This window comes from Halomonas elongata DSM 2581 (assembly GCF_000196875.2).
GTDB lineage: Bacteria > Pseudomonadota > Gammaproteobacteria > Pseudomonadales > Halomonadaceae > Halomonas > Halomonas elongata.
This window is the reverse complement of the sequence record NC_014532.2, coordinates 3,848,393-3,865,746: the sequence shown is the minus strand read 5'-3', so window position 1 is coordinate 3,865,746 and position 17,354 is coordinate 3,848,393. Positions and strand designations below refer to the sequence as shown.

Genomic DNA, 17,354 nt, shown 5'->3' with positions numbered 1-17,354 from the left:
CTATCTCGATACTTCACCGGGATAATCAGCAGTACATGAACATCACTGTTGCGATATTGGCGACAATCCTAGGTCATGTTCCCAAATTGGAGGGTCGCCCCAGGCATCGGCGAGGAAATCCAGAAAGCGCGCTACCTTGGTCGGGAGGTGCCGCCTTGCCGGATAGATGCCGTGCACACCAAGTATCTGGGGCGGCCAGTCGGTGCCAATCGGTACCAGGCGGCCGGCACGGATGCTGTCGGCTACCAGGAAACTGGGCTGGTGGGCGATGCCGAGACCGGCTTCTGCGGCCGGAGTGAGAACATCCCCATTATTGCTTTCCAGAGGACCCGAAATATCGTGCTGTTGTCCTCCCAGTTGCCAATCGCCGCTGTAGGCGCCCAGATAGCGCAGGCAGCGGTGCCCGGCGATTTCCTCCGGACGGCGTGGTGCGCCATGAGTTGCCAGGTACTCGGGCGAGGCGCATAGCACCATCCGACAGTGCGTCAGGCGGCGAGCCACCAGGGTGGAGTCGGGCAGATCGCCAATGCGAATGGCCAGATCGTAGCCTTCCTCCAGCAGATCGACACGTCGGTCGTTGAGATCCAGGCGAACCTGCAATTCGGGATGCTGGACCATGAAGCTCGCCACTAGCGGCGACAGGTGGCGAATGCCGAAGCTCATCGGGCCATTGAGGCGCAGATGTCCATGCATGGCGTGGACATCGGCACCGACTTCGGCCCGGGCATCCTCCAGTGCCTGCAGGATGCCCTGGGCATGGGCCAGATAACGCTCACCGACCTCGGTCAGGTGCAGGCGCCGAGTGGTGCGTTGCAGCAGGCGTGCCTGCAGGTGCTCTTCCAGCTCCATGACCAGCCGCGACACTCGGGTGCGCGACAAGGCGAGCGCTTCGGCCGCCCGGGTGTAGCTGCCCAGTTCGGCGACACGCACGAAGGCCGTCATGGCATCGAGCTGGTTCATGGGGCTCCCCGGTGATCAGTGCTCGTGGTCATGCTCCGGCTCGGCCAGGGCATCGTGCAGCACGTGGGCGTTGTGGCGCATCATGCCGATATAGGTGCTGGCCTCGCCTTCGGGCGCCAGGGCACCGGAGTAGAGGGTGCCGGCCACCGGACGTCCGGTTTCCTCGGCCAACTGGTCGATGAGCGCCGGGCTGGTCATGTTCTCGTGGAACAGCGCGCGGACGTCGTTGGCTTTGATTACGTCGATCAACTCGGCCATGCCGGCGGCGCTGGGTTCGGAGGCTGTCGACAGGCCCACCGGCGACAGGAAGCTGACGCCATAGGCCTTCGCGAAATACCCGAAGGAATCGTGGCCGGTGATGATGCTGGTGGATTCGGGAAGAGCTGACATCTGCTCGCGGATCTCGGCGTCCAGGGCTTCCAGCTCGGCCATGTACGCCTGGGCCCGTTGGCGGTATTCCGCTTCATGCGCCGGATCGGCGGCGATCAGGCCGTCGCGGATATTGGACACATAGGTCTTGCCGAGCATCGGGTCCAGCCAGGCATGCGGGTCTTGCCCGCCATGATCATGCAGGTGGCCATGGCCGTGATGAGCATGGTCATGATCGTGCCCTGAGTGGCCATGTTCGGCATGATTGTGCGCTGCGTGATCATGGTCCGAGTGGTCATGCTCGGCGTGATCGTGTCCCGAGTGATCGTGCTCGCCGTGGTCATGATCGGCATGGTCGTGGCGCGCGTGAGCGTGGTCCTGACTGTCTGCTGCTTCTTCCTGGGTCGCGATGCCTGCCGTGGCCACGACCTTGGGGCCCTCGTAGTCGCCGGCTTCCAGCAGGCGTTCCATCCAGCCCTCGAAGTGCATGCCGTTGAACACCACCAGGTCGGCGTGCGCCAGGTTGCGAGCATCGTCGGGACGAGGCGAATAGACATGGGCGTCGCCATTCGGGCCGACCAGGGCGTCGACCTCGACATGCTCGCCGCCCACCTGCTCGACCATATCGGCCAGGATGCTGAAGCTGGCGATGACCTGCACGCGTTCCTCGGCCAGGACGCTCGGCGTGGCCAGCAGAGCGGAGAGGCCGGCGATCAGCGCGGCATGGCGCTTGAAGGGGATGGTGAATGGCATCGGGAGAATCTCCTGGAAAGTCAGTGGGGAGCGGGGGCGCCCAGAGGAGCGGCGCGACGCCGGTGGCGAGCGATTAGGCTGTGGTGGCGGCCGCACAGTGCCGAGGCGATGTATGCCAGGCCGGCGAGCAGGATGATTGCCGGACCGGAGGGCAGGCTGAAGTGATACGACAGCAGCAGCCCACCCAGGTTGGCGAACAGGGCTATGCCGATGGCGATGATGATCAGGCCTTCCAGACGCTGGCTCCAGAAGCGCGCGGTGGTGGCCGGCAGCATCATCAGGCCCACGGCCATCAGGGTGCCCAGGGTCTGGAAACCGGCGGTGAGGTTGAGCACCACCAGGCCCAGGAAGACACCATGCACCAGGCCGCCGCGCACGCCCTGGCCGCGCAGGAACAGCGGGTCGAGACACTCGACCACCAGGGCGCGGAAGATGACCGCCAGGGCCAGCACGATCAGGGTGGCGATGCTGGTGATCAGCAGCAGGGCAGTGGTGTCCACGGCCAGTACCGAGCCGAACAGCACATGCGTCAGGTCCACGCTGCTACCGCCCAATGACACCAGCATGACGCCGGCGGCCAGCGAGATCAGGAAGAAACTGGCCATGGCCGAGTCCTCGCGATGACCGGTCATCTGCGAGACGCTGCCGGCCAGCACCGCCACGACCAACCCCGAGAGAATGCCGCCGAGGCTCATGATCGGCAGCGAGAAGCCGGCGAACAGAAAGCCCAGCGCGATGCCGGGCAGGATGGCGTGGGACATGGCGTCGCCGATCAGGCTCATGCCACGCAGCATCAGGAAGACGCCAAGGGGCGGAGCGGCCAGCGACAGGGCCAGGCCGGCGACGGCGGCACGGCTCATGAAGCCGTAATCGAAGGGGGCGAGCAGCCAGGCGTCAAGCAGTGCCAGCATGGGGAAGATCCGAAAAGTCGATGGGCAGACGAGGGGCGCGGGCCGGCTGGCCCGTGTGATGATCGAGCAGGGCCTCGGTGCCGACCCAGCGGCCATGGCCGCTGGCCAGCAACAGCACGTCGTCGGCCAGGCGTGACAGCTGCTCCATGTCGTGCAGCACGACCAGAATGGTGGCGCCGGCGGTGGCCATGTCGCGCAGCACCTCCATCAGGACCTCGACGGTCTCACCGTCGACGTTGGCGAAGGGCTCGTCGAGCAGCAGCAGTTCGGCTTCCTGCATCAGGGTGCGACCGATCAGGGCGCGCTGGCGCTGGCCGCCGGAGAGCTCGCCCAACTGGCGGTGGGCCAGATGAGAGATGCCCAACTGGCCCATGATCTCGCGGCCCCGGCGATAATGCGCGGCGCAGTATCCCTTCAGGGCGCCATGACTCGGCCAGGTGCCTGTCATGATCAGTTCCTCGACGCTCATCGGGAAGGTCAGGTCCAGGGCGAGCTGCTGGGGTAGCCAGGCGCAACGTTCCCTGGGCACCTTGCATTCCACGCGGCCGGCCACCGGCGGCAGCATGCCCATGATCGCCGAAATCAAGGTGCTCTTGCCGGCGCCGTTGGCACCGATCAGGGCGGTGATGGCGCCATCCTGGAAGCTGCCGTCGAGATGCTCGAGGACGGTCTGCCCGCTTCGCGCGAGCTGCAGGTCGTGGAGTTGCAGGCGTGCCATCAGCCAATTCCCCCAAGCACCCAGGCCACCGCCAGCCACAGCAGGGCCAGCGGCGCCGCGACGAGCAGCAGGCGACGCGTCGCGGAAAGCGACATCAAGGAAAAATGGCACGGCCCCTCGGGGCGGTGACGGTGAGAACGATGCGCCATGATGAAGACCTCCGATAAGGCGCAGAGGTTATAACATAACATAACGGGTGAGGCCAAACGGATCCGTTACCCTGGCGAGGCGGACAGAGGCGGGGGGTTCCAGGACGAGGCCAGGGAGTGCGTGGTGGCCCTCCGCTCGTGTCAGGAAAGCCGCGTTGACATCCATGGGGCAAATTGTTGCGATGCAGCGACCTTGGCCGGGTATAGTCTGGTCATGCGGCTATTTTTAGTCCGCATTCTTCTCCCTTTTCTCAACAAAATGGGTTCATTCTATGACCACGGATACGCACAAGGAGGTCGAGGAGCGCGATCGCCTCAATCCGGTCGTCTTCTATAGCTCCGTCGTCGGTATTGTCGCCTTTTCATTGTGGACGATGCTGCTCACCGAGCAGGCCAATGCCGTGATCGGCGCTGTGCTGGGCTGGATCTCCCAGACCTTCGGTTGGTACTACTTTCTGACCGTCGTGATCTATCTGGGCTTCGTGATTTATCTGGGCTTTTCCCGCTATGGCAAGATACGTCTCGGCCCAGAGCACTCGCGACCCGACTTCAACCTGTTCTCCTGGTCCGCCATGCTGTTCTCGGCGGGTATCGGCATCGGGGTCATCTTCTTCGCCCTGGCCGAGCCAGTGACCCAGTTCTACAACGCACCGGAAGCCCCCGACGGACAGGTTGCCGCGGCACGCCACGCCATGCAGTTGACCTTTCTGCATTGGGGCTTGTCCGGCTGGGGCATCTATACCCTGATCGGCATGGCGCTGGCCTTTTTCAGTTACCGCCACAATCTTCCGCTGACCATTCGCAGCGCCCTGTATCCGATCTTCGGGCAGCGTATCTACGGCATTATCGGGCATGCTGTCGATACAGCGGCCGTTCTCGGCACGGTATTCGGTATCGCGGCCAGCCTGGGTATTGGTGTCATCCAGCTCAACTTCGGGCTGGATTACATGTTCGGCATTCCCGAGAGTACCTGGACTCAGGTCGTGCTGGTGCTCGGTATCGTGCTGTTCGCCACCATTTCGGCCATCACCGGGGTGGAGCGTGGCATTCGCCGGCTTTCCGAGTTCAATATCCTGCTGGCCGTACTGCTGCTGCTGTTCGTGCTCTTCGCCGGCAAGACCGTCTTTTTGCTCAATGCCCTGGTAATGAACATCGGCGATTACCTCTCGGGCTTTGTCGAGATGTCGTTCAACACCTATGCCTTCGATCCTCCCGAGGACTGGCTCAATGCCTGGACGCTGTTCTTCTGGGCCTGGTGGATCGCCTGGGGTCCCTTCGTGGGCCTCTTCCTGGCGCGTATCTCGCGTGGTCGCACTATCCGTACCTTCGTGCTGGGCACGCTGACACTGCCGATCATCTTCATGATCCTGTGGATGTCCCTGCTGGGTAACAGTGCCATCGACATGGCCATGAACGGTGCCAGCGACTTCGGTCAGCGCATCATGGAAAATCCGCCGGCGGGGATCTATCTGTTCCTCGAGGAGTATCCGGCACCCATCGTCACCACGATGGCAGTCAGCATTCTGGCCATCGTGTTCTTCGTTACCTCGGGAGACTCCGGTGCCCTGGTGCTGTCGAACTTCACGTCGATCTTGAAGAACGTCAATTCCGACGCACCGATCTGGATGCGCATCCTCTGGTCGGCCGTGATCGGTGTGTTGACGCTCTCCTTGCTGCTTGCCGGGGGACTGGGCGCCCTGCAGAGTGCCGTGGTCATCACCGGTCTGCCATTCTCGATCGTGCTGTTCTTCATCATCGCCGGGCTGCACAGGGCATTGAAGATGGAAGCCTTCAAGGAGGACAGCCGGATGCTCAGCCTGTCCAGCAACCTGTCCGGACGTACCGTTGGTGGACGCGACAAGCGTGACAACTGGCAGCATCGCATCAGGCGTGCCATGAGTTTTCCCAACGAGAAGCAGGCCAAGCGTTTCATGAACGAGACTTGCCTGCCGGCACTGGAGGCCGTGCGCGACTCCCTGAGCGAGCAGGGGGTCGAAGTGGAGGTCAATCAGGGCGTGCAGAACGGCTATGATTACATGTCCCTGAATGTCGACCTGCAGGACGAGCAGAACTTCACCTATCAGGTGTGGAGTCAGGGCTTCCCCACGCCGGGCTTCGCCATGCATACGCCTCAGGCCGACAAGCGTTACTACCGGGTCGAGGTCTACCTGATGGAAGGTAGCCAGGGATATGACCTGATGGGATACAACCGGGAGCAGGTGATTGAGGATGTGCTCGATCAGTACGAGCGGCACATGCAGTTCCTGCACCTCAATCGGATGGAGCCGGGGCATATCAACATGCCGGATAGTCCCGAGCAACCGCCGGCCTGACCTGGCTCAGGTTGGCACCGATACGCCGCCGGTCCCTTGAGGGGCCGGCGGCGTTTTCTTTTGTTGCCATGCCGGCGGGGGCGGCCTGATAGACTGTTGGCTTACTTTCCTTTCGCAAGGATGACGAAATGTCTCTCGAACGCACATTGCCGACGCTCGGCGCTCTGGGAGTGGCTGGCCTGCTGGCCCTGGCGGCGCCCAATGCTTTCGCTACCGGCGATACCGGCTTCTATCTCGGCGGCGGTGTCGGCCAGACGCATGGCGATGGCAACTTCGATGACGAGGCCGAGCACTGGAAGCTGATCGGCGGTTACAACTTTGGCTGGTTGCCCTTCCTGGACGTGGGTGCAGAGCTGGCCTACGTCAACACCGGTACGCTCGATGGTAAAGCGAATGGCCACTCGGCCAGTCTCGATGTCGAGAGCTTCCAGGCCACCGGCGTGCTGGGCTGGAGTCTCGGGCCGCTGGGGCTCTATGCCAAGGCCGGCATGGCCGATTGGGATGCCGATCGGCGCGGTCACGGCATCAGCGGCGACCCCTCCGGTACCGACCCGGTCTACGGCGTGGGTGCAAGGTTCGGTCTATTCGGCCTGACTGGCCGTCTGGAGCTCGAGCGCCTCGATACCGACGAGATCGGCGACCTCGACATGGTGACGGCCAGCGCGGTCTACACCTTTTGATCCGAGAACCGATGCGGGGCGCCAGGCCATGACTCAGGACCAGAGAATCCAGGCGGCCAGGGACTCCCGGTTGGCGATCTCGATCTGCTGGGCACGGGGATTGGCCTCCGCATGGTGCGGGTTGACGCCCAGCTCGCGCAGGGCATAGCGCACCAAAGGGCCGCGACAGTACAGTTCCAGTTCGCCGTCGTGCATGGCGTAGTCCAGTGCCAGCAGATCTCGTTCGGCCTGTGGAAGACGCCGATCGGGAATCAGGCGCACCGCCACGCGGGTCTGCCAGCGTTCGTCATGCTCGGCATCATGCCTGCCGAGCATGGGGCCTGCATCCTCCGGCACGCCGCGAAAGCGGCTCAACACGAAATCCCGATAGTTGCGATGCTTCTCGCAATAGGCGCGCACATGCCAGCGCCCGGCGGCGAATACCAACGTGTGCGGCACGAGAATGCGATCCTGGCCCTCCGGGTTCGAGAAAGAGGCATACGTCACTTCCAGCCGGCGCCTCTCCCGAGCCGCCTTGACCACCTCCCGTACCACTTGCGGGGATATCGACCGGTTCGGCATTGGCAGCGACTCGGTGTTTGCCGCGCCCATGCTGAGGCCAGCGAAAGGCGAGTTCAGGGTATCGTGGGCATTCAACAGGTGCAGGTACTCATCGGCCCGCCCTTGGGTGAAGCGGGGCAGGAAGTCGGGACTGGGCAGAAAGCCATGGCGGGTTTCGTCGTAATGCAGGTTCTCCGGGGCCAGATCCCGATAGCGCCGCAGCACCTTCTGGGCCTGCTGACGACCGACGCCGAACGCCTCACCAATCTGACTGGCGGCTACCCGACCTTCCCACAGTGACAGAATCTCGATCAGCCGATAGCGTGCCAGGGTATCCCAGGCAAGGGGCGTGTGCGCATTCATGACGGCCTCCATCCATGGTTGCCATATTCGATCCCGATGATAATGCCTCGAATCGGGGCCGGGTTGAAGAGTCGTGTGGATGGATGTTCAGAGGTGGCGGGAAGGCAAGGAGCGTGCTTGGATGGAATGTGTCGCGTCACCTGGGCAGGGAGGCCAGGGGAATGATGTGATAGCGCCATTTGCCGCCGCGTCGCGGTCTGGGATGTCGCTGCTATTGGGTGGCGAATGGGCACGGTTGGTGCGATTTCTACTGCTTTAGACAACTGGCTGATTTTATTGGCTCTTTAATAATCCAGACTGATCAAGAAATAAGCAGAATCGCCGGTGGAAATTCCATTGGCGATTTTCCGCTTGCAAAACAAGTGGCTACACTTGGACCGGTCCCCGCACCCGCGGGGATAAACCGCGCGCCGCCCTGGTGCCAGGCATCGCCCTGGGCCGGTCCCCGCACCCGCGGGGATGAACCGTACTCCTCTTGTTCACGCTTGTGCTCGAGCAGCCGGTCCCCGCACTCGCGGGGACGAAGCGTAAGAATGCTCAAGACCCTCGAGATGGTCGGCCTGGCAGGCGGTGTGTCACAACGCGGTAGCGTCGAGGGCACCGTCGATATGGGCCTGCCATAGTGCCTGGTCACTGCCGGGGCGGCGCAGGGTCAGGGTCAAGCGGTAGGGCAGCAGTTCGCGGTCGGAGAGTTGCAGGCGTGGTGCCGAGGCGTTCAAGCGGCTGTCCAGGCGCCATTGGTTGCGCCCTGCGTCGGCCAGGGCGGGGCGCCAGTCGAGCACCTGGGGGCCGTCGTCGAGCCCGAGCAGGGCGCGGGTCAGGCTCTCCATCAAACGCTCGTCGGAGAGTCCCAGGTCGGGGTCGATCTCCGGCGTGGCCAGCAGCAGCACCTGATCGGTGGCGGGCGTGGGCAGTGTCGGTGAGGCGGCCACCTGTTCGGCGGCGCGTTCACCGAGCCCGAACAACGCCTGACGCACGGTCTTGGGGCGTTCCGGAGCGGCGGCGCAGCCGGCGAGGAGAACCGACAGCATCAGCAGTGTCAGGATGCGTTGGGTCATGAGCAGCGTCGCCTTTCGGGAGGCAGGGCCTCGAAGCCTTCTTCCAGGTCGGCGAGGAAGCGCGCCAGGTCCGCGAACAGGGAGCGGCGTATCGATTCGGCCTCGTTGACCAGGTGGTGCCGGGCTTCGGGATGGCGGCAGATCTCGGCGTTGGGGAATTTGCGGTCGAGCACGTCGAGGTTCCATTCCCAGTCCACGGTCGAATCCTGTTCGCCCTGCAGGATCAGTGTGGGAACGCGGCTGGGTGGCAGGGCCAGCAGGCGTGGCATCCAGCGGCGCATGGCATCGACCCATTCCATGGCCAGGCGATCCGGCTGCAGTGGGTCGCCTTCACGGAGGAAGGCGGCGAAGTCGCTGTCGGTGGAGTTTTCGCGGAAGCGCCGAGGCACCGAGCGCACGAAGGGACCCACCAGCCGATGCAGCCAGCTGGATTGAGACCAGCCCCAGGGGCGCACCAGCGGGGCCAGCAGGGCGAGGCCTTGCCAGTAGCTGTTATCGTCTCGCGTGAGGGCGTCGGTGGCGAGTATTGCCGCTCCGGTGCTCTGGCCGATTCCGACCCAGGGGGGAGCGACCAGCTCTCGCGACTCGAGCTCCTGGCGCAGGTCGTTCAGGCAGGCGCCGTATTCGTCGAAGTCGCCGATGGAGGCTCGCGGGCCGCTGGAAAGGCCGTGTCCGGGGAGGTCCCACAGCACCACGCGCCAGTTGCGTTCCAGCAGGCATTCGAGCAGGTGGCGGTAGAGCCCCAGGTGATCGTAGTAGCCATGCACCACCCAGATCGTGCCGATGGGGTCCTGGGGCGTCCACACTTGGGTCCAGAGCCGAAAGCCGTGAGCATCCACATAACCCACGTGCAGGTCCATCGTCCCGGCGAGCAACGGGCTCAGGCCATAATGATCCAGGTAGCATTCCAGCGCCTGGCCGGCCTGCTCGACCGGTGCCAGAGGGCCGAGTTCCTGTAGGGGTGTGAAATCGCTCATCGCATCCTCTGCTGTGCCCGCCCATGCTAGCGTCATGCTGGCGCGGGAGCCAGCCATGATATCGAGGGAAAAGCGTCGGCTGCGTCTCGTCATTTGGTCGATATCGTGGCGCAACGCGCCTCCCTCGGCTTTACATGTGGAATGATTTTCCACAAAATTATTAGCGAGCAGTCACCCTTCGCTGTCCGGCCGCTCGGTGCCAGGGGGCGCCGAACTGCCACGCATAAGGAGAACGACCCATGACCCAACGCATCACCCGCCATCGCCTTCAAGTGGCCGCCGAGCTGGACCGCTTCATCAACGAACAGGCTCTGCCGGGAACCGGTGTCGATCCCGAAGCCTTCTGGGCCGGCGTGGACGCCCTCTTTCACGATTTGACACCCCAAAACCGCGAATTGCTCGCCGAGCGGGAGCGCCTGCAGGCCGAGCTCGATACCTGGCACCGCGACAACGCAGGGCCGGTACGTGACATGGCGGCCTATCGCGCCTTTCTCGAGAAGATCGGTTATCTGGTCGAGGCGCCGGCGAATGTCGAGGTCACCACCACCAAGGTGGATCGCGAGATCGCCGTGCAGGCCGGACCGCAGCTGGTGGTGCCGGTCAACAATGCCCGCTATGCCCTGAATGCCGCCAATGCGCGTTGGGGCAGCCTGTACGACGCCCTGTATGGCACCGACGCCATCGCCGATACGGAAGGCGCCGAGCGTGGCGAGAGCTTCAACCCCAAGCGTGCCGAGAAGGTGATCGCCTATGCCCGGGGCGTGCTGGATCGCGCCGCTCCCCTGGCCACCGGTTCCCATGGCGAGGCGGTCAAGTATGCCCTGCGCGACGGGCATCTCGTCGTCACTCTTGAGGGCGGCCGCGAGACCGGCCTCAAGGAACCCGGCAAGCTGGTGGGCTTCCAGGGGGAAGCCGAAGCGCCCGATGCGGTGCTGCTGGCCAATCACGACCTGCATCTGGAGATCCAGATCGATGCCGGCCATCCCATCGGCAAGACCGATCCCGCCGGAGTCAAGGACGTGGTCGTGGAGGCGGCGCTGACCTCCATCATGGACTGCGAGGACTCCGTGGCCGCGGTGGATGCCGAAGACAAGGTCGAGGTCTACGCCAATTGGCTGGGCCTGATGAAGGGTGACCTGGAAACCCAGATCGACAAGGGTGGCAAGACCTTCACGCGTCGTCTCAACGATGATCGTACCTGGCGTAATCCCGCGGGTGGCGAAGTGACCCTGCCGGGACGCTCATTGCTGTTCGTGCGCAATGTCGGCCATCTCATGACCACGCCGGCGGTACTCGATGCCGAGGGCAATGAACTGCCTGAGGGCATCCTCGATGCCGTCGTCACCAGCCTGATCGCCCTGCACGACCTGGCCAAGGGCGAGGGTGAGCCGCGCAACTCCCGCGAGGGCTCGGTGTACATCGTCAAGCCCAAGATGCATGGCCCGAAGGAAGTCGCCTTCGCCGATACGCTCTTCGAGCGCGTCGAAGACCTGCTGGGCATGACCCGCGACACCCTGAAGATGGGCATCATGGACGAGGAACGCCGCACCTCGGTGAACCTCAAGGCATGTATCGCCGAGGCCACTTCGCGCGTGGTGTTCATCAACACCGGCTTCCTCGATCGCACCGGCGACGAGATGCACTCGACCATGGAAGCCGGCCCGATGATCCGCAAGGGAGACATGAAGAATAGCGCCTGGATCGGTGCCTACGAGCGCAGCAACGTCCAGACCGGCCTGGCCTGCGGGCTGCGGGGCCACGCCCAGATCGGCAAGGGTATGTGGGCCATGCCGGATCTGATGGCGGCGATGCTCGAGCAGAAGATCGGCCACCCCAAGGCCGGCGCCAACACTGCCTGGGTGCCATCTCCCACGGCGGCCACCCTGCATGCGCTGCATTATCACCAGGTCAGCGTGGCCGAGGTGCAGCGCGAGCTCGAGACCCAGGGAGAACCCGATTGCCTGGACGAGCTGCTGACCGTGCCGGTGGCCGAGCGCCCGGACTGGAGCGACGACGAGATTCAGCAGGAGCTCGACAACAACTGCCAGGGGATCCTCGGCTATGTGGTGCGCTGGGTCGAGCACGGCGTGGGGTGCTCCAAGGTGCCGGATATCCATGATGTCGGCCTGATGGAGGATCGCGCGACCCTGCGTATCTCCAGCCAGCACGTGGCCAACTGGTTGCACCACGGCGTGGTGGACGAGGCCCGGGTGCGGGATACCCTGGAGCGCATGGCGAAGGTCGTCGACGAGCAGAACGCCGGAGATCCGGACTATACGGCGATGAGCGCCGACTTCTCGGCCTCCCATGCCTTCCAGGCCGCCTCCGATCTGATCTTCAAGGGACTCGAGCAGCCCGCCGGTTACACCGAGCCGCTGCTGCACCACTGGCGCGCCGTTCACAAGGGCGCCTGATCGGTTACAGGCTACGGGCACGCGATACGTGGATCGCGGGATATCCTGATGCGCGTCGCTGGGCTATCTTGGGGCCAATGCCTGATAACCGTCGCAGGGAGAGCCCCATGACCGTGATGACCGCCGCCGCCATCGAGGAGTTTCTCGACGAGGTCTTTCCACAACGAGCCGGTACCATCGAAGGCGTCGACGAGATGTGCGCGACCATGAGTCTGGCCATCGAGGACGAGCACCTGCGGCCCGGAGCCTGTGTCTCCGGGCCGACCATGATGGGGCTGGCCGATGTCTGCCTCTATGTGGCGATCCTGGCGCAGATCGGCCCGGAGCCGATGGCGGTCACCAGCGATTTGCATTGTCGCTTCCTGCGGCGGGCCCGGGGCGATCGCGATCTCATCGCCAATGCGCGCCTCGTCAAGCTGGGCAGTCGTCTGGCCGTTGGCGAGGTGCAGTTGTTCTCCGCCGGTGACGACGCGCCAGTGGCGCTGGTGACGGCGACCTATGCGCTGCCCGACAGCGACTGAAGCTCGCCACTTGGGCTTCAGGCGCCAGGGCGGGCTCGCAACACGGCGATGGCCAGGGCCAGCCATCCCAGTATCAGCAGCAGGCCACCCAGCGGTGTGATCGGCCCGAGCCAGCTCTGGCCGGAGAGTGTCAGGCCGTACAGCGACCCGCAGAACAACAGCATGCCGCCCGCCCAGAGGGCCAGTACCAGGCGCTGGCCGGGCAGTGGCACGGCCGCGCGCCAGGCCAGCACGCCGAGCATCGCCAGGGTGTGCCAGGCCTGATAGCGTACGCCGGTCTCGAAGGCGGCCATCGCGCGCGGTGTCAGTTCGTTCGCCAGGACGTGGGCGCCGAAAGCGCCGAACACCACCATCAGGGCGCCGGACAGCGCCGTCGTCAACCACCAGGGTCGGTCGTGCATCGTGGATTCTCCATCGGTGACGCGCTTACCGTACCCGCCGCGCGACTGAGGCGCTACAATAGTGCCCCGCGAAAGCCACTGACGAGATGCAAGAGGATGCCATGCAGATTCATCTCAATGGCGAAGCGAAACATCTGGACAGCGAGATTTCGGTCGCGCAACTGGTCGAGACCCTTGGCCTGACCGGCCGACGCATCGCCGTGGAGGTCAATGAGGAGATCGTGCCGAAGAGCGTCCATGGTGATACGCGCCTGGCCGATGGGGATCGGGTGGAAATCGTCCATGCGATCGGCGGCGGCTAGGCCTGCCCGGGAAGTGCCTGCGCTCGGCTATATACGGCGTTAAAAATTGTCTCAAGAGTCGTACGTTCTCTCGACAATTCTTGCCTACCTTCGCTCGCCGACTTCCGGCGCCCGGACGCACACCGCCAGCATCGTCATTCACGAGCCACAGGAGTCTCAACACGCATGACCGATTTCATTCAGGATACGCCGCTGCGGGTCGCCGGCCGTGAATTCAGCTCGCGGTTGCTGGTGGGGACCGGCAAGTATCGCGATTTCGATGAGGCCGGCGCGGCGATCGCTGCCAGCGGAGCCGAGGTGGTGACCTTCGCGGTTCGCCGCACCAATCTGGGACAGGATGCGTCGGCGCCGAATCTGCTCGATGTGGTGTCCCCGGAGCGTTATACCCTGCTGCCCAATACCGCCGGCTGCTTCACCGCCAAGGACGCAGTGCGTACCTGCCGCCTGGCCCGGGAACTGCTGGATGGCCACAACCTGGTCAAGCTCGAGGTGCTGGGCGACGAGTCGACCCTCTATCCCAATGTCGTGGAGACCCTGTCCGCCGCCGAGACGCTGGTCAACGACGGCTTCGATGTCATGGTGTACACCAGCGACGATCCCATCGTTGCCCGTGAACTCGAGCGCCTGGGCTGCTGCGCGGTGATGCCGCTCGGTTCGCTGATCGGCTCCGGCCACGGCATCCAGAATCCCCACAACATTCGCCTGATCATCGAACAGGCCAGCGTGCCGGTCCTGATCGACGCCGGCATCGGTACTGCCTCCGAGGCTGCCCAGGCCATGGAGCTGGGCTGCGATGGTGTGCTGATGAACTCCGCCATCGCCCATGCCCGGCAGCCGGTGCTGATGGCCAGCGCCATGCGACAGGCGGTGAACGCCGGGCGTGAGGCCTTCCTGGCCGGTCGCATGCCGCGTCGCCAGGAGGCCGAGGCGTCTTCGCCCATGAGTGGCCGCATCAACGCCTGATCGCTGCCGATTGCCCGTGCCGGCGTTGCCGGAGGGGTTTTCCGATAACGTTTTCCGACCCAGTGACCCGATAGTGAACCACGCATGAACGAACCCGATACCACCGGTCCCGAGAGCCCGGACGCCCCGCTGCATCGTCGCGGCATCAAGAGTTATGTGCTGCGCGCCGGTCGCATGACGGCCGCCCAGACCCGCGGCCTCGAGGAGGTCTGGCCACGCCTGGGCATGACGCTCGATGAGGGGCGCCAGGATCTGGATGCCCTGTTCGGGCGCCGGGCGCCCCGCGTGGTGGAGATCGGTTTCGGCATGGGCGCGTCGCTGATCGAACAGGCCGAATCGCATCCCGATACCGACTTCATCGGTATCGAGGTGCATGCCCCCGGCGTCGGCAAGCTGCTCGACGAGGCCGACAAGCGTGGTCTCACCAACCTGCGGGTCTACCGCGAGGATGCCCTGGCAGTGCTCGAGCGCTGCCTGCCCGAGTCCAGCCTGGACACCGTCCAGCTATTCTTCCCCGACCCCTGGCCGAAGAAGAAGCATCACAAGCGGCGCATCGTCCAGCCGGCCTTCGTCGAGTTGGTTCGCACCCGTCTCAAGCCGGGCGGCACCCTGCACATGGCCACCGACTGGGAGGCCTACGCAGAGTGGATGGCCGAGGTGATGGTGGAGGCGCCAGGCTATGCCAATACCGCCGATGCGGATACCGCACCCTATGTGCCGCGTCCTGCCTATCGCCCGCTCACCAAGTTCGAGGCCCGCGGGGAGCGTCTGGGACATGGTGTCTGGGATCTGATTCACCGTCGCGACGACGGCTGACGCCACTGCGGTCGAGGGTCGACGCCGGAGCTGTGGGACGCATGGCAGGGCGTTCGCTCCAGCGGCCTGTCGGACTTGCCGTGTCGACGTGTCCTCCTGCGCCGCGTCCTCGCTGGCGGCCGGCGTACAGGGCGGCACCGGCGCCGATGAGGCCGAGCAGCATGCCGATGGCCCCCAGCATGCCCGGGAGCTCACCGAACATCAGCGCCGTCCAGGCGAGCGTCACCGCCGGTGTCAGCGCGATCAGGCCGGCGCTGTGTCCCACGCCGAAGCGCCGCAGGCTTTCCACGAAGAAACCGTAACCGCCGAAGGTGGCCAGCACGATCAGCCAGGCCAGGGCCGTCAGGGTGTCCTGGCTCGGTGCCGGTGGTGCCAGGGAGCTGCCCATGCCGATAGCGGCGAGGAAGAAGACGCCAGTGGCGGCCGTCAGCTGTGCGGTCAGGCGAGCTTCCAGCGGTAGCGCCACCGGTTGCCGCGCCGTGAGGGCACTGCCCAGGGTCACGCAGGCCACGGCCAGCAACGGCAGGCCGTAAGCCCAGAGCGGTGCACCGCCGACATCCCGCAGATCGTCCAGGACGCTCAAAGCGGCGCCCAGGGTTGCCACCGTCATGCCCAGCCACTGCAAGGGGCGGGTGTGCTCACCGAGCCAGCCACTGGCCAGGGTGATGGCCGCCAATGGCTGGAGCGCGCCGATCAGTGCCGCGACCTCGGCGCTGACGCCCGCCTTGACCGCCAGCAGCATGGTCAGCAAGTAACCACCTACGGTCAGGCTGCCGACCAGTGCCTCGTGCGCCAGTGCCCGGCGATCCAGACCGCGCTCGGCGCGCCGGCGGGATCGCCACCACCACCAGCCCCCGGCCAGCAGCGTGGCCAGGGCGAAGCGCCAGGCATAGAGCGCCACGACCGGCGTGTCGATGGCGACCGCCAGCCGGCTGCCCACGAAGCCACTGCTCCAGCACACCACGAAACCGATAGCCACGGCCAGGCCGCCCATGGCCGGTGAAAAGCGTGATAGCGCGATGTGTCGAAGTCGATGTGTGGTGCCCGTCATGCTACCTCCGGACTTGGCGCCTGGGATGGTGGGTCTGGTTCGCTGGTCTGGATAGCCTGACGGGTCTAAAGTGTTTCGTGAATCGAAACTTATTGTAGCGAGCATTCAATATGGCTGAAGTCTTGTCGGACTCGCTGGACCTCGAGGCGCTGCGCAGCTTCGTGGCGGTTGCGCGGCTGGGCACTCTGGCGGCGGCGGCCGAGCAGCGCCATCGCACCGTCAGTGCGTTGAGCATGCAGATCAAGCGACTGGAGGCGCGGCTGGATACCACGCTGCTGATACGAGGGGCGCGGGGCGTCACACCGACGCCCAATGGCGAGGCCCTGCTGGGCGAAGCGCGGGAACTGCTGCGCAGACACGATGGCCTGGTCGCGAGGATCAGTGGGCGAGGGCTGAGCGGGCAGGTGCGTTTCGGCATGCCGGAGGATTACGCCAGTCGACTGGTCGGACGCCTGCTGCCGGATTTCCTGGCACGGCATCCGGACGTGGTGCTGGAGGCGGTCACGGCGCCCAGTGGCGAACTGGCACGTCGTCTCGAGCGGGGCGAGCTGTCACTGATCGTGGCCCTCGATCGGCCCCATCGGCTCAGTGGCGGCGAGCCGTTGTGGCGCTCCACGCCGGTCTGGGCCGGGGCCCGGGAACTCGTGTTGACGGCGGATCAACCCCTGCCGTTGGCGCTCCACCCCGAGGATTGTCCTTATCGGCAGCTGGGGGTCGAGGCATTGGGGGCGATTGATCGTCCCTGGCACGCGGTCTTCACCAGTACCAGCATCCATGCGGTGGAAACCGCGGTGGAGTCGGGGCTGGCGGTGAGCATCCTCGAGCGTGATCGTCTGACGCCGGCCATGCGGGAGCTGGGGGAAGCGGAAGGCCTGCCTGTTCTGCGGGGCTGCGAGGCTCAGCTCCACTATGGGCGACAAGTTTCCGCGGCATCCTGGCCAGCGGTGGAGGCGCTGGGTGAACTGGTCAAGCGGCAGCTCGGGCAGCGGCAGTGACGAGCATCGGCAGGGCTCGAGCGTGATGAGGTCCAAAAAAAGAAAGCCGCCCTGGGCGGGGCGGCAAAAGACCGTGACTA

Annotated in this window: 18 protein-coding genes; 8 read left to right on the top strand and 10 right to left on the bottom strand. The window is 64.8% G+C overall.

Annotation, left to right across the window (positions count from 1 at the left end; translation table 11 throughout):
- Nucleotides 1-42: 42 nt before the first annotated feature.
- The 5 genes from HELO_RS18135 to HELO_RS19300 are packed head-to-tail and all read right to left on the bottom strand — an operon-like array spanning nt 43 to nt 3,860.
- Complete coding sequence (locus tag HELO_RS18135; RefSeq protein ID WP_013334050.1) at nt 43-960, bottom strand: LysR family transcriptional regulator; 918 nt, start codon at nt 958-960, stop codon at nt 43-45.
- Nucleotides 961-975: 15 nt separating this feature from the next.
- Complete coding sequence (locus HELO_RS18130) at nt 976-2,082, bottom strand: metal ABC transporter solute-binding protein, Zn/Mn family (RefSeq protein WP_013334049.1); 1,107 nt, start codon at nt 2,080-2,082, stop codon at nt 976-978.
- Between the two features lie 20 nt (nt 2,083-2,102).
- A complete protein-coding gene (locus HELO_RS18125; protein ID WP_013334048.1) occupies nt 2,103-2,993 on the bottom strand; it encodes a metal ABC transporter permease in 891 nt (296 codons plus the stop codon).
- Nucleotides 2,977-3,711, bottom strand: coding sequence for a metal ABC transporter ATP-binding protein (locus HELO_RS18120; RefSeq protein ID WP_013334047.1), 735 nt, complete (start codon nt 3,709-3,711; stop codon nt 2,977-2,979). Before HELO_RS18120 ends, HELO_RS18125 begins: the two co-directional genes overlap by 17 nt.
- Nucleotides 3,711-3,860: a hypothetical protein gene (locus tag HELO_RS19300; RefSeq protein ID WP_174208846.1), complete on the bottom strand. Its 150-nt coding sequence runs from the start codon at nt 3,858-3,860 to the stop codon at nt 3,711-3,713. The genes HELO_RS18120 and HELO_RS19300 overlap by 1 nt, the downstream gene beginning before the upstream one ends.
- A 272-nt stretch (nt 3,861-4,132) precedes the next feature.
- Between HELO_RS19300 and betT the strand changes: the two genes are divergently transcribed.
- Together betT and HELO_RS18105 are read left to right on the top strand one after the other, a co-directional pair.
- Complete coding sequence (betT, locus tag HELO_RS18110; protein WP_013334046.1) at nt 4,133-6,193, top strand: choline BCCT transporter BetT; 2,061 nt, start codon at nt 4,133-4,135, stop codon at nt 6,191-6,193.
- A 128-nt stretch (nt 6,194-6,321) separates the two neighbouring features.
- A complete protein-coding gene (locus HELO_RS18105; RefSeq protein ID WP_013334045.1) occupies nt 6,322-6,873 on the top strand; it encodes a porin family protein in 552 nt (183 codons plus the stop codon).
- A 33-nt stretch (nt 6,874-6,906) separates the two neighbouring features.
- Here the strand turns inward: HELO_RS18105 and HELO_RS18100 are convergent, their stop codons facing one another.
- The 3 genes from HELO_RS18100 to HELO_RS18090 all read right to left on the bottom strand — a co-directional run bounded on the left by HELO_RS18100 (nt 6,907) and on the right by HELO_RS18090 (nt 9,811).
- Nucleotides 6,907-7,776 carry a WYL domain-containing transcriptional regulator gene (locus tag HELO_RS18100; protein ID WP_013334044.1) on the bottom strand — a complete coding sequence of 290 codons (870 nt, stop codon included), beginning with the start codon at nt 7,774-7,776 and terminating at the stop codon, nt 6,907-6,909.
- A gap of 575 nt (nt 7,777-8,351) precedes the next feature.
- Nucleotides 8,352-8,834: a hypothetical protein gene (locus HELO_RS18095; RefSeq protein ID WP_041602269.1), complete on the bottom strand. Its 483-nt coding sequence runs from the start codon at nt 8,832-8,834 to the stop codon at nt 8,352-8,354.
- Nucleotides 8,831-9,811, bottom strand: coding sequence for an alpha/beta hydrolase (locus HELO_RS18090; RefSeq protein WP_013334043.1), 981 nt, complete (start codon nt 9,809-9,811; stop codon nt 8,831-8,833). Before HELO_RS18090 ends, HELO_RS18095 begins: the two co-directional genes overlap by 4 nt.
- Nucleotides 9,812-10,050: 239 nt before the next feature.
- Between HELO_RS18090 and HELO_RS18085 the strand changes: the two genes are divergently transcribed.
- A complete protein-coding gene (locus tag HELO_RS18085; RefSeq protein ID WP_013334042.1) occupies nt 10,051-12,225 on the top strand; it encodes a malate synthase G in 2,175 nt (724 codons plus the stop codon).
- A 107-nt stretch (nt 12,226-12,332) separates the two neighbouring features.
- On the top strand, nt 12,333-12,746 hold the full coding sequence (locus HELO_RS18080; RefSeq protein ID WP_013334041.1) for a PaaI family thioesterase: 414 nt from the start codon (nt 12,333-12,335) through the stop codon (nt 12,744-12,746).
- Nucleotides 12,747-12,763: 17 nt separating this feature from the next.
- On the opposite strand, the gene HELO_RS18075 is transcribed toward HELO_RS18080, so the two are convergent.
- A complete protein-coding gene (locus tag HELO_RS18075; RefSeq protein WP_013334040.1) occupies nt 12,764-13,147 on the bottom strand; it encodes a DUF423 domain-containing protein in 384 nt (127 codons plus the stop codon).
- A 101-nt stretch (nt 13,148-13,248) separates the two neighbouring features.
- Here HELO_RS18075 and thiS point away from each other — a divergent pair, with 101 nt between their 5' ends.
- The 3 genes from thiS to trmB all read left to right on the top strand — a co-directional run bounded on the left by thiS (nt 13,249) and on the right by trmB (nt 15,228).
- Nucleotides 13,249-13,449 (top strand): sulfur carrier protein ThiS, encoded by a 201-nt coding sequence (gene thiS / locus HELO_RS18070; RefSeq protein ID WP_013334039.1) that lies wholly within the window; start codon nt 13,249-13,251, stop codon nt 13,447-13,449.
- 165 nt (nt 13,450-13,614) lie between these two features.
- Complete coding sequence (locus HELO_RS18065) at nt 13,615-14,412, top strand: thiazole synthase (protein ID WP_013334038.1); 798 nt, start codon at nt 13,615-13,617, stop codon at nt 14,410-14,412.
- An 84-nt stretch (nt 14,413-14,496) separates the two neighbouring features.
- A complete protein-coding gene (trmB, locus tag HELO_RS18060) occupies nt 14,497-15,228 on the top strand; it encodes a tRNA (guanosine(46)-N7)-methyltransferase TrmB (RefSeq protein ID WP_013334037.1) in 732 nt (243 codons plus the stop codon).
- On the opposite strand, the gene HELO_RS18055 is transcribed toward trmB, so the two are convergent.
- Entirely contained in the window at nt 15,152-16,279 is a 1,128-nt protein-coding gene (locus HELO_RS18055) for a DMT family transporter (protein WP_223248567.1), read from the bottom strand. The two genes, trmB and HELO_RS18055, sit on opposite strands and share 77 nt — an antisense overlap.
- A 110-nt stretch (nt 16,280-16,389) precedes the next feature.
- Here HELO_RS18055 and HELO_RS18050 point away from each other — a divergent pair, with 110 nt between their 5' ends.
- Nucleotides 16,390-17,274: a LysR substrate-binding domain-containing protein gene (locus HELO_RS18050; protein WP_013334035.1), complete on the top strand. Its 885-nt coding sequence runs from the start codon at nt 16,390-16,392 to the stop codon at nt 17,272-17,274.
- Nucleotides 17,275-17,354: the final 80 nt, after the last annotated feature.

Bases quoted from the DNA above. Each gene is read 5' to 3' on its own strand.
- HELO_RS18090 (WP_013334043.1), bottom strand. From the start codon at position 9,811: ATGAGCGATTTCACACCCCTACAGGAACTCGGCCCTCTGGCACCGGTC.
- HELO_RS18125 (WP_013334048.1), bottom strand. From the start codon at position 2,993: ATGCTGGCACTGCTTGACGCCTGGCTGCTCGCCCCCTTCGATTACGGC.
- HELO_RS18065 (WP_013334038.1), top strand. From the start codon at position 13,615: ATGACCGATTTCATTCAGGATACGCCGCTGCGGGTCGCCGGCCGTGAA.
- HELO_RS18130 (WP_013334049.1), bottom strand. From the start codon at position 2,082: ATGCCATTCACCATCCCCTTCAAGCGCCATGCCGCGCTGATCGCCGGC.
- HELO_RS18075 (WP_013334040.1), bottom strand. From the start codon at position 13,147: ATGCACGACCGACCCTGGTGGTTGACGACGGCGCTGTCCGGCGCCCTG.
- HELO_RS18100 (WP_013334044.1), bottom strand. From the start codon at position 7,776: ATGAATGCGCACACGCCCCTTGCCTGGGATACCCTGGCACGCTATCGG.
- HELO_RS18135 (WP_013334050.1), bottom strand. From the start codon at position 960: ATGAACCAGCTCGATGCCATGACGGCCTTCGTGCGTGTCGCCGAACTG.
- HELO_RS18080 (WP_013334041.1), top strand. From the start codon at position 12,333: ATGACCGTGATGACCGCCGCCGCCATCGAGGAGTTTCTCGACGAGGTC.
- betT (WP_013334046.1), top strand. From the start codon at position 4,133: ATGACCACGGATACGCACAAGGAGGTCGAGGAGCGCGATCGCCTCAAT.
- HELO_RS18055 (WP_223248567.1), bottom strand. From the start codon at position 16,279: ATGACGGGCACCACACATCGACTTCGACACATCGCGCTATCACGCTTT.
- HELO_RS18095 (WP_041602269.1), bottom strand. From the start codon at position 8,834: ATGACCCAACGCATCCTGACACTGCTGATGCTGTCGGTTCTCCTCGCC.
- thiS (WP_013334039.1), top strand. From the start codon at position 13,249: ATGCAGATTCATCTCAATGGCGAAGCGAAACATCTGGACAGCGAGATT.
- trmB (WP_013334037.1), top strand. From the start codon at position 14,497: ATGAACGAACCCGATACCACCGGTCCCGAGAGCCCGGACGCCCCGCTG.
- HELO_RS18085 (WP_013334042.1), top strand. From the start codon at position 10,051: ATGACCCAACGCATCACCCGCCATCGCCTTCAAGTGGCCGCCGAGCTG.
- HELO_RS18120 (WP_013334047.1), bottom strand. From the start codon at position 3,711: ATGGCACGCCTGCAACTCCACGACCTGCAGCTCGCGCGAAGCGGGCAG.
- HELO_RS19300 (WP_174208846.1), bottom strand. From the start codon at position 3,860: ATGGCGCATCGTTCTCACCGTCACCGCCCCGAGGGGCCGTGCCATTTT.
- HELO_RS18050 (WP_013334035.1), top strand. From the start codon at position 16,390: ATGGCTGAAGTCTTGTCGGACTCGCTGGACCTCGAGGCGCTGCGCAGC.
- HELO_RS18105 (WP_013334045.1), top strand. From the start codon at position 6,322: ATGTCTCTCGAACGCACATTGCCGACGCTCGGCGCTCTGGGAGTGGCT.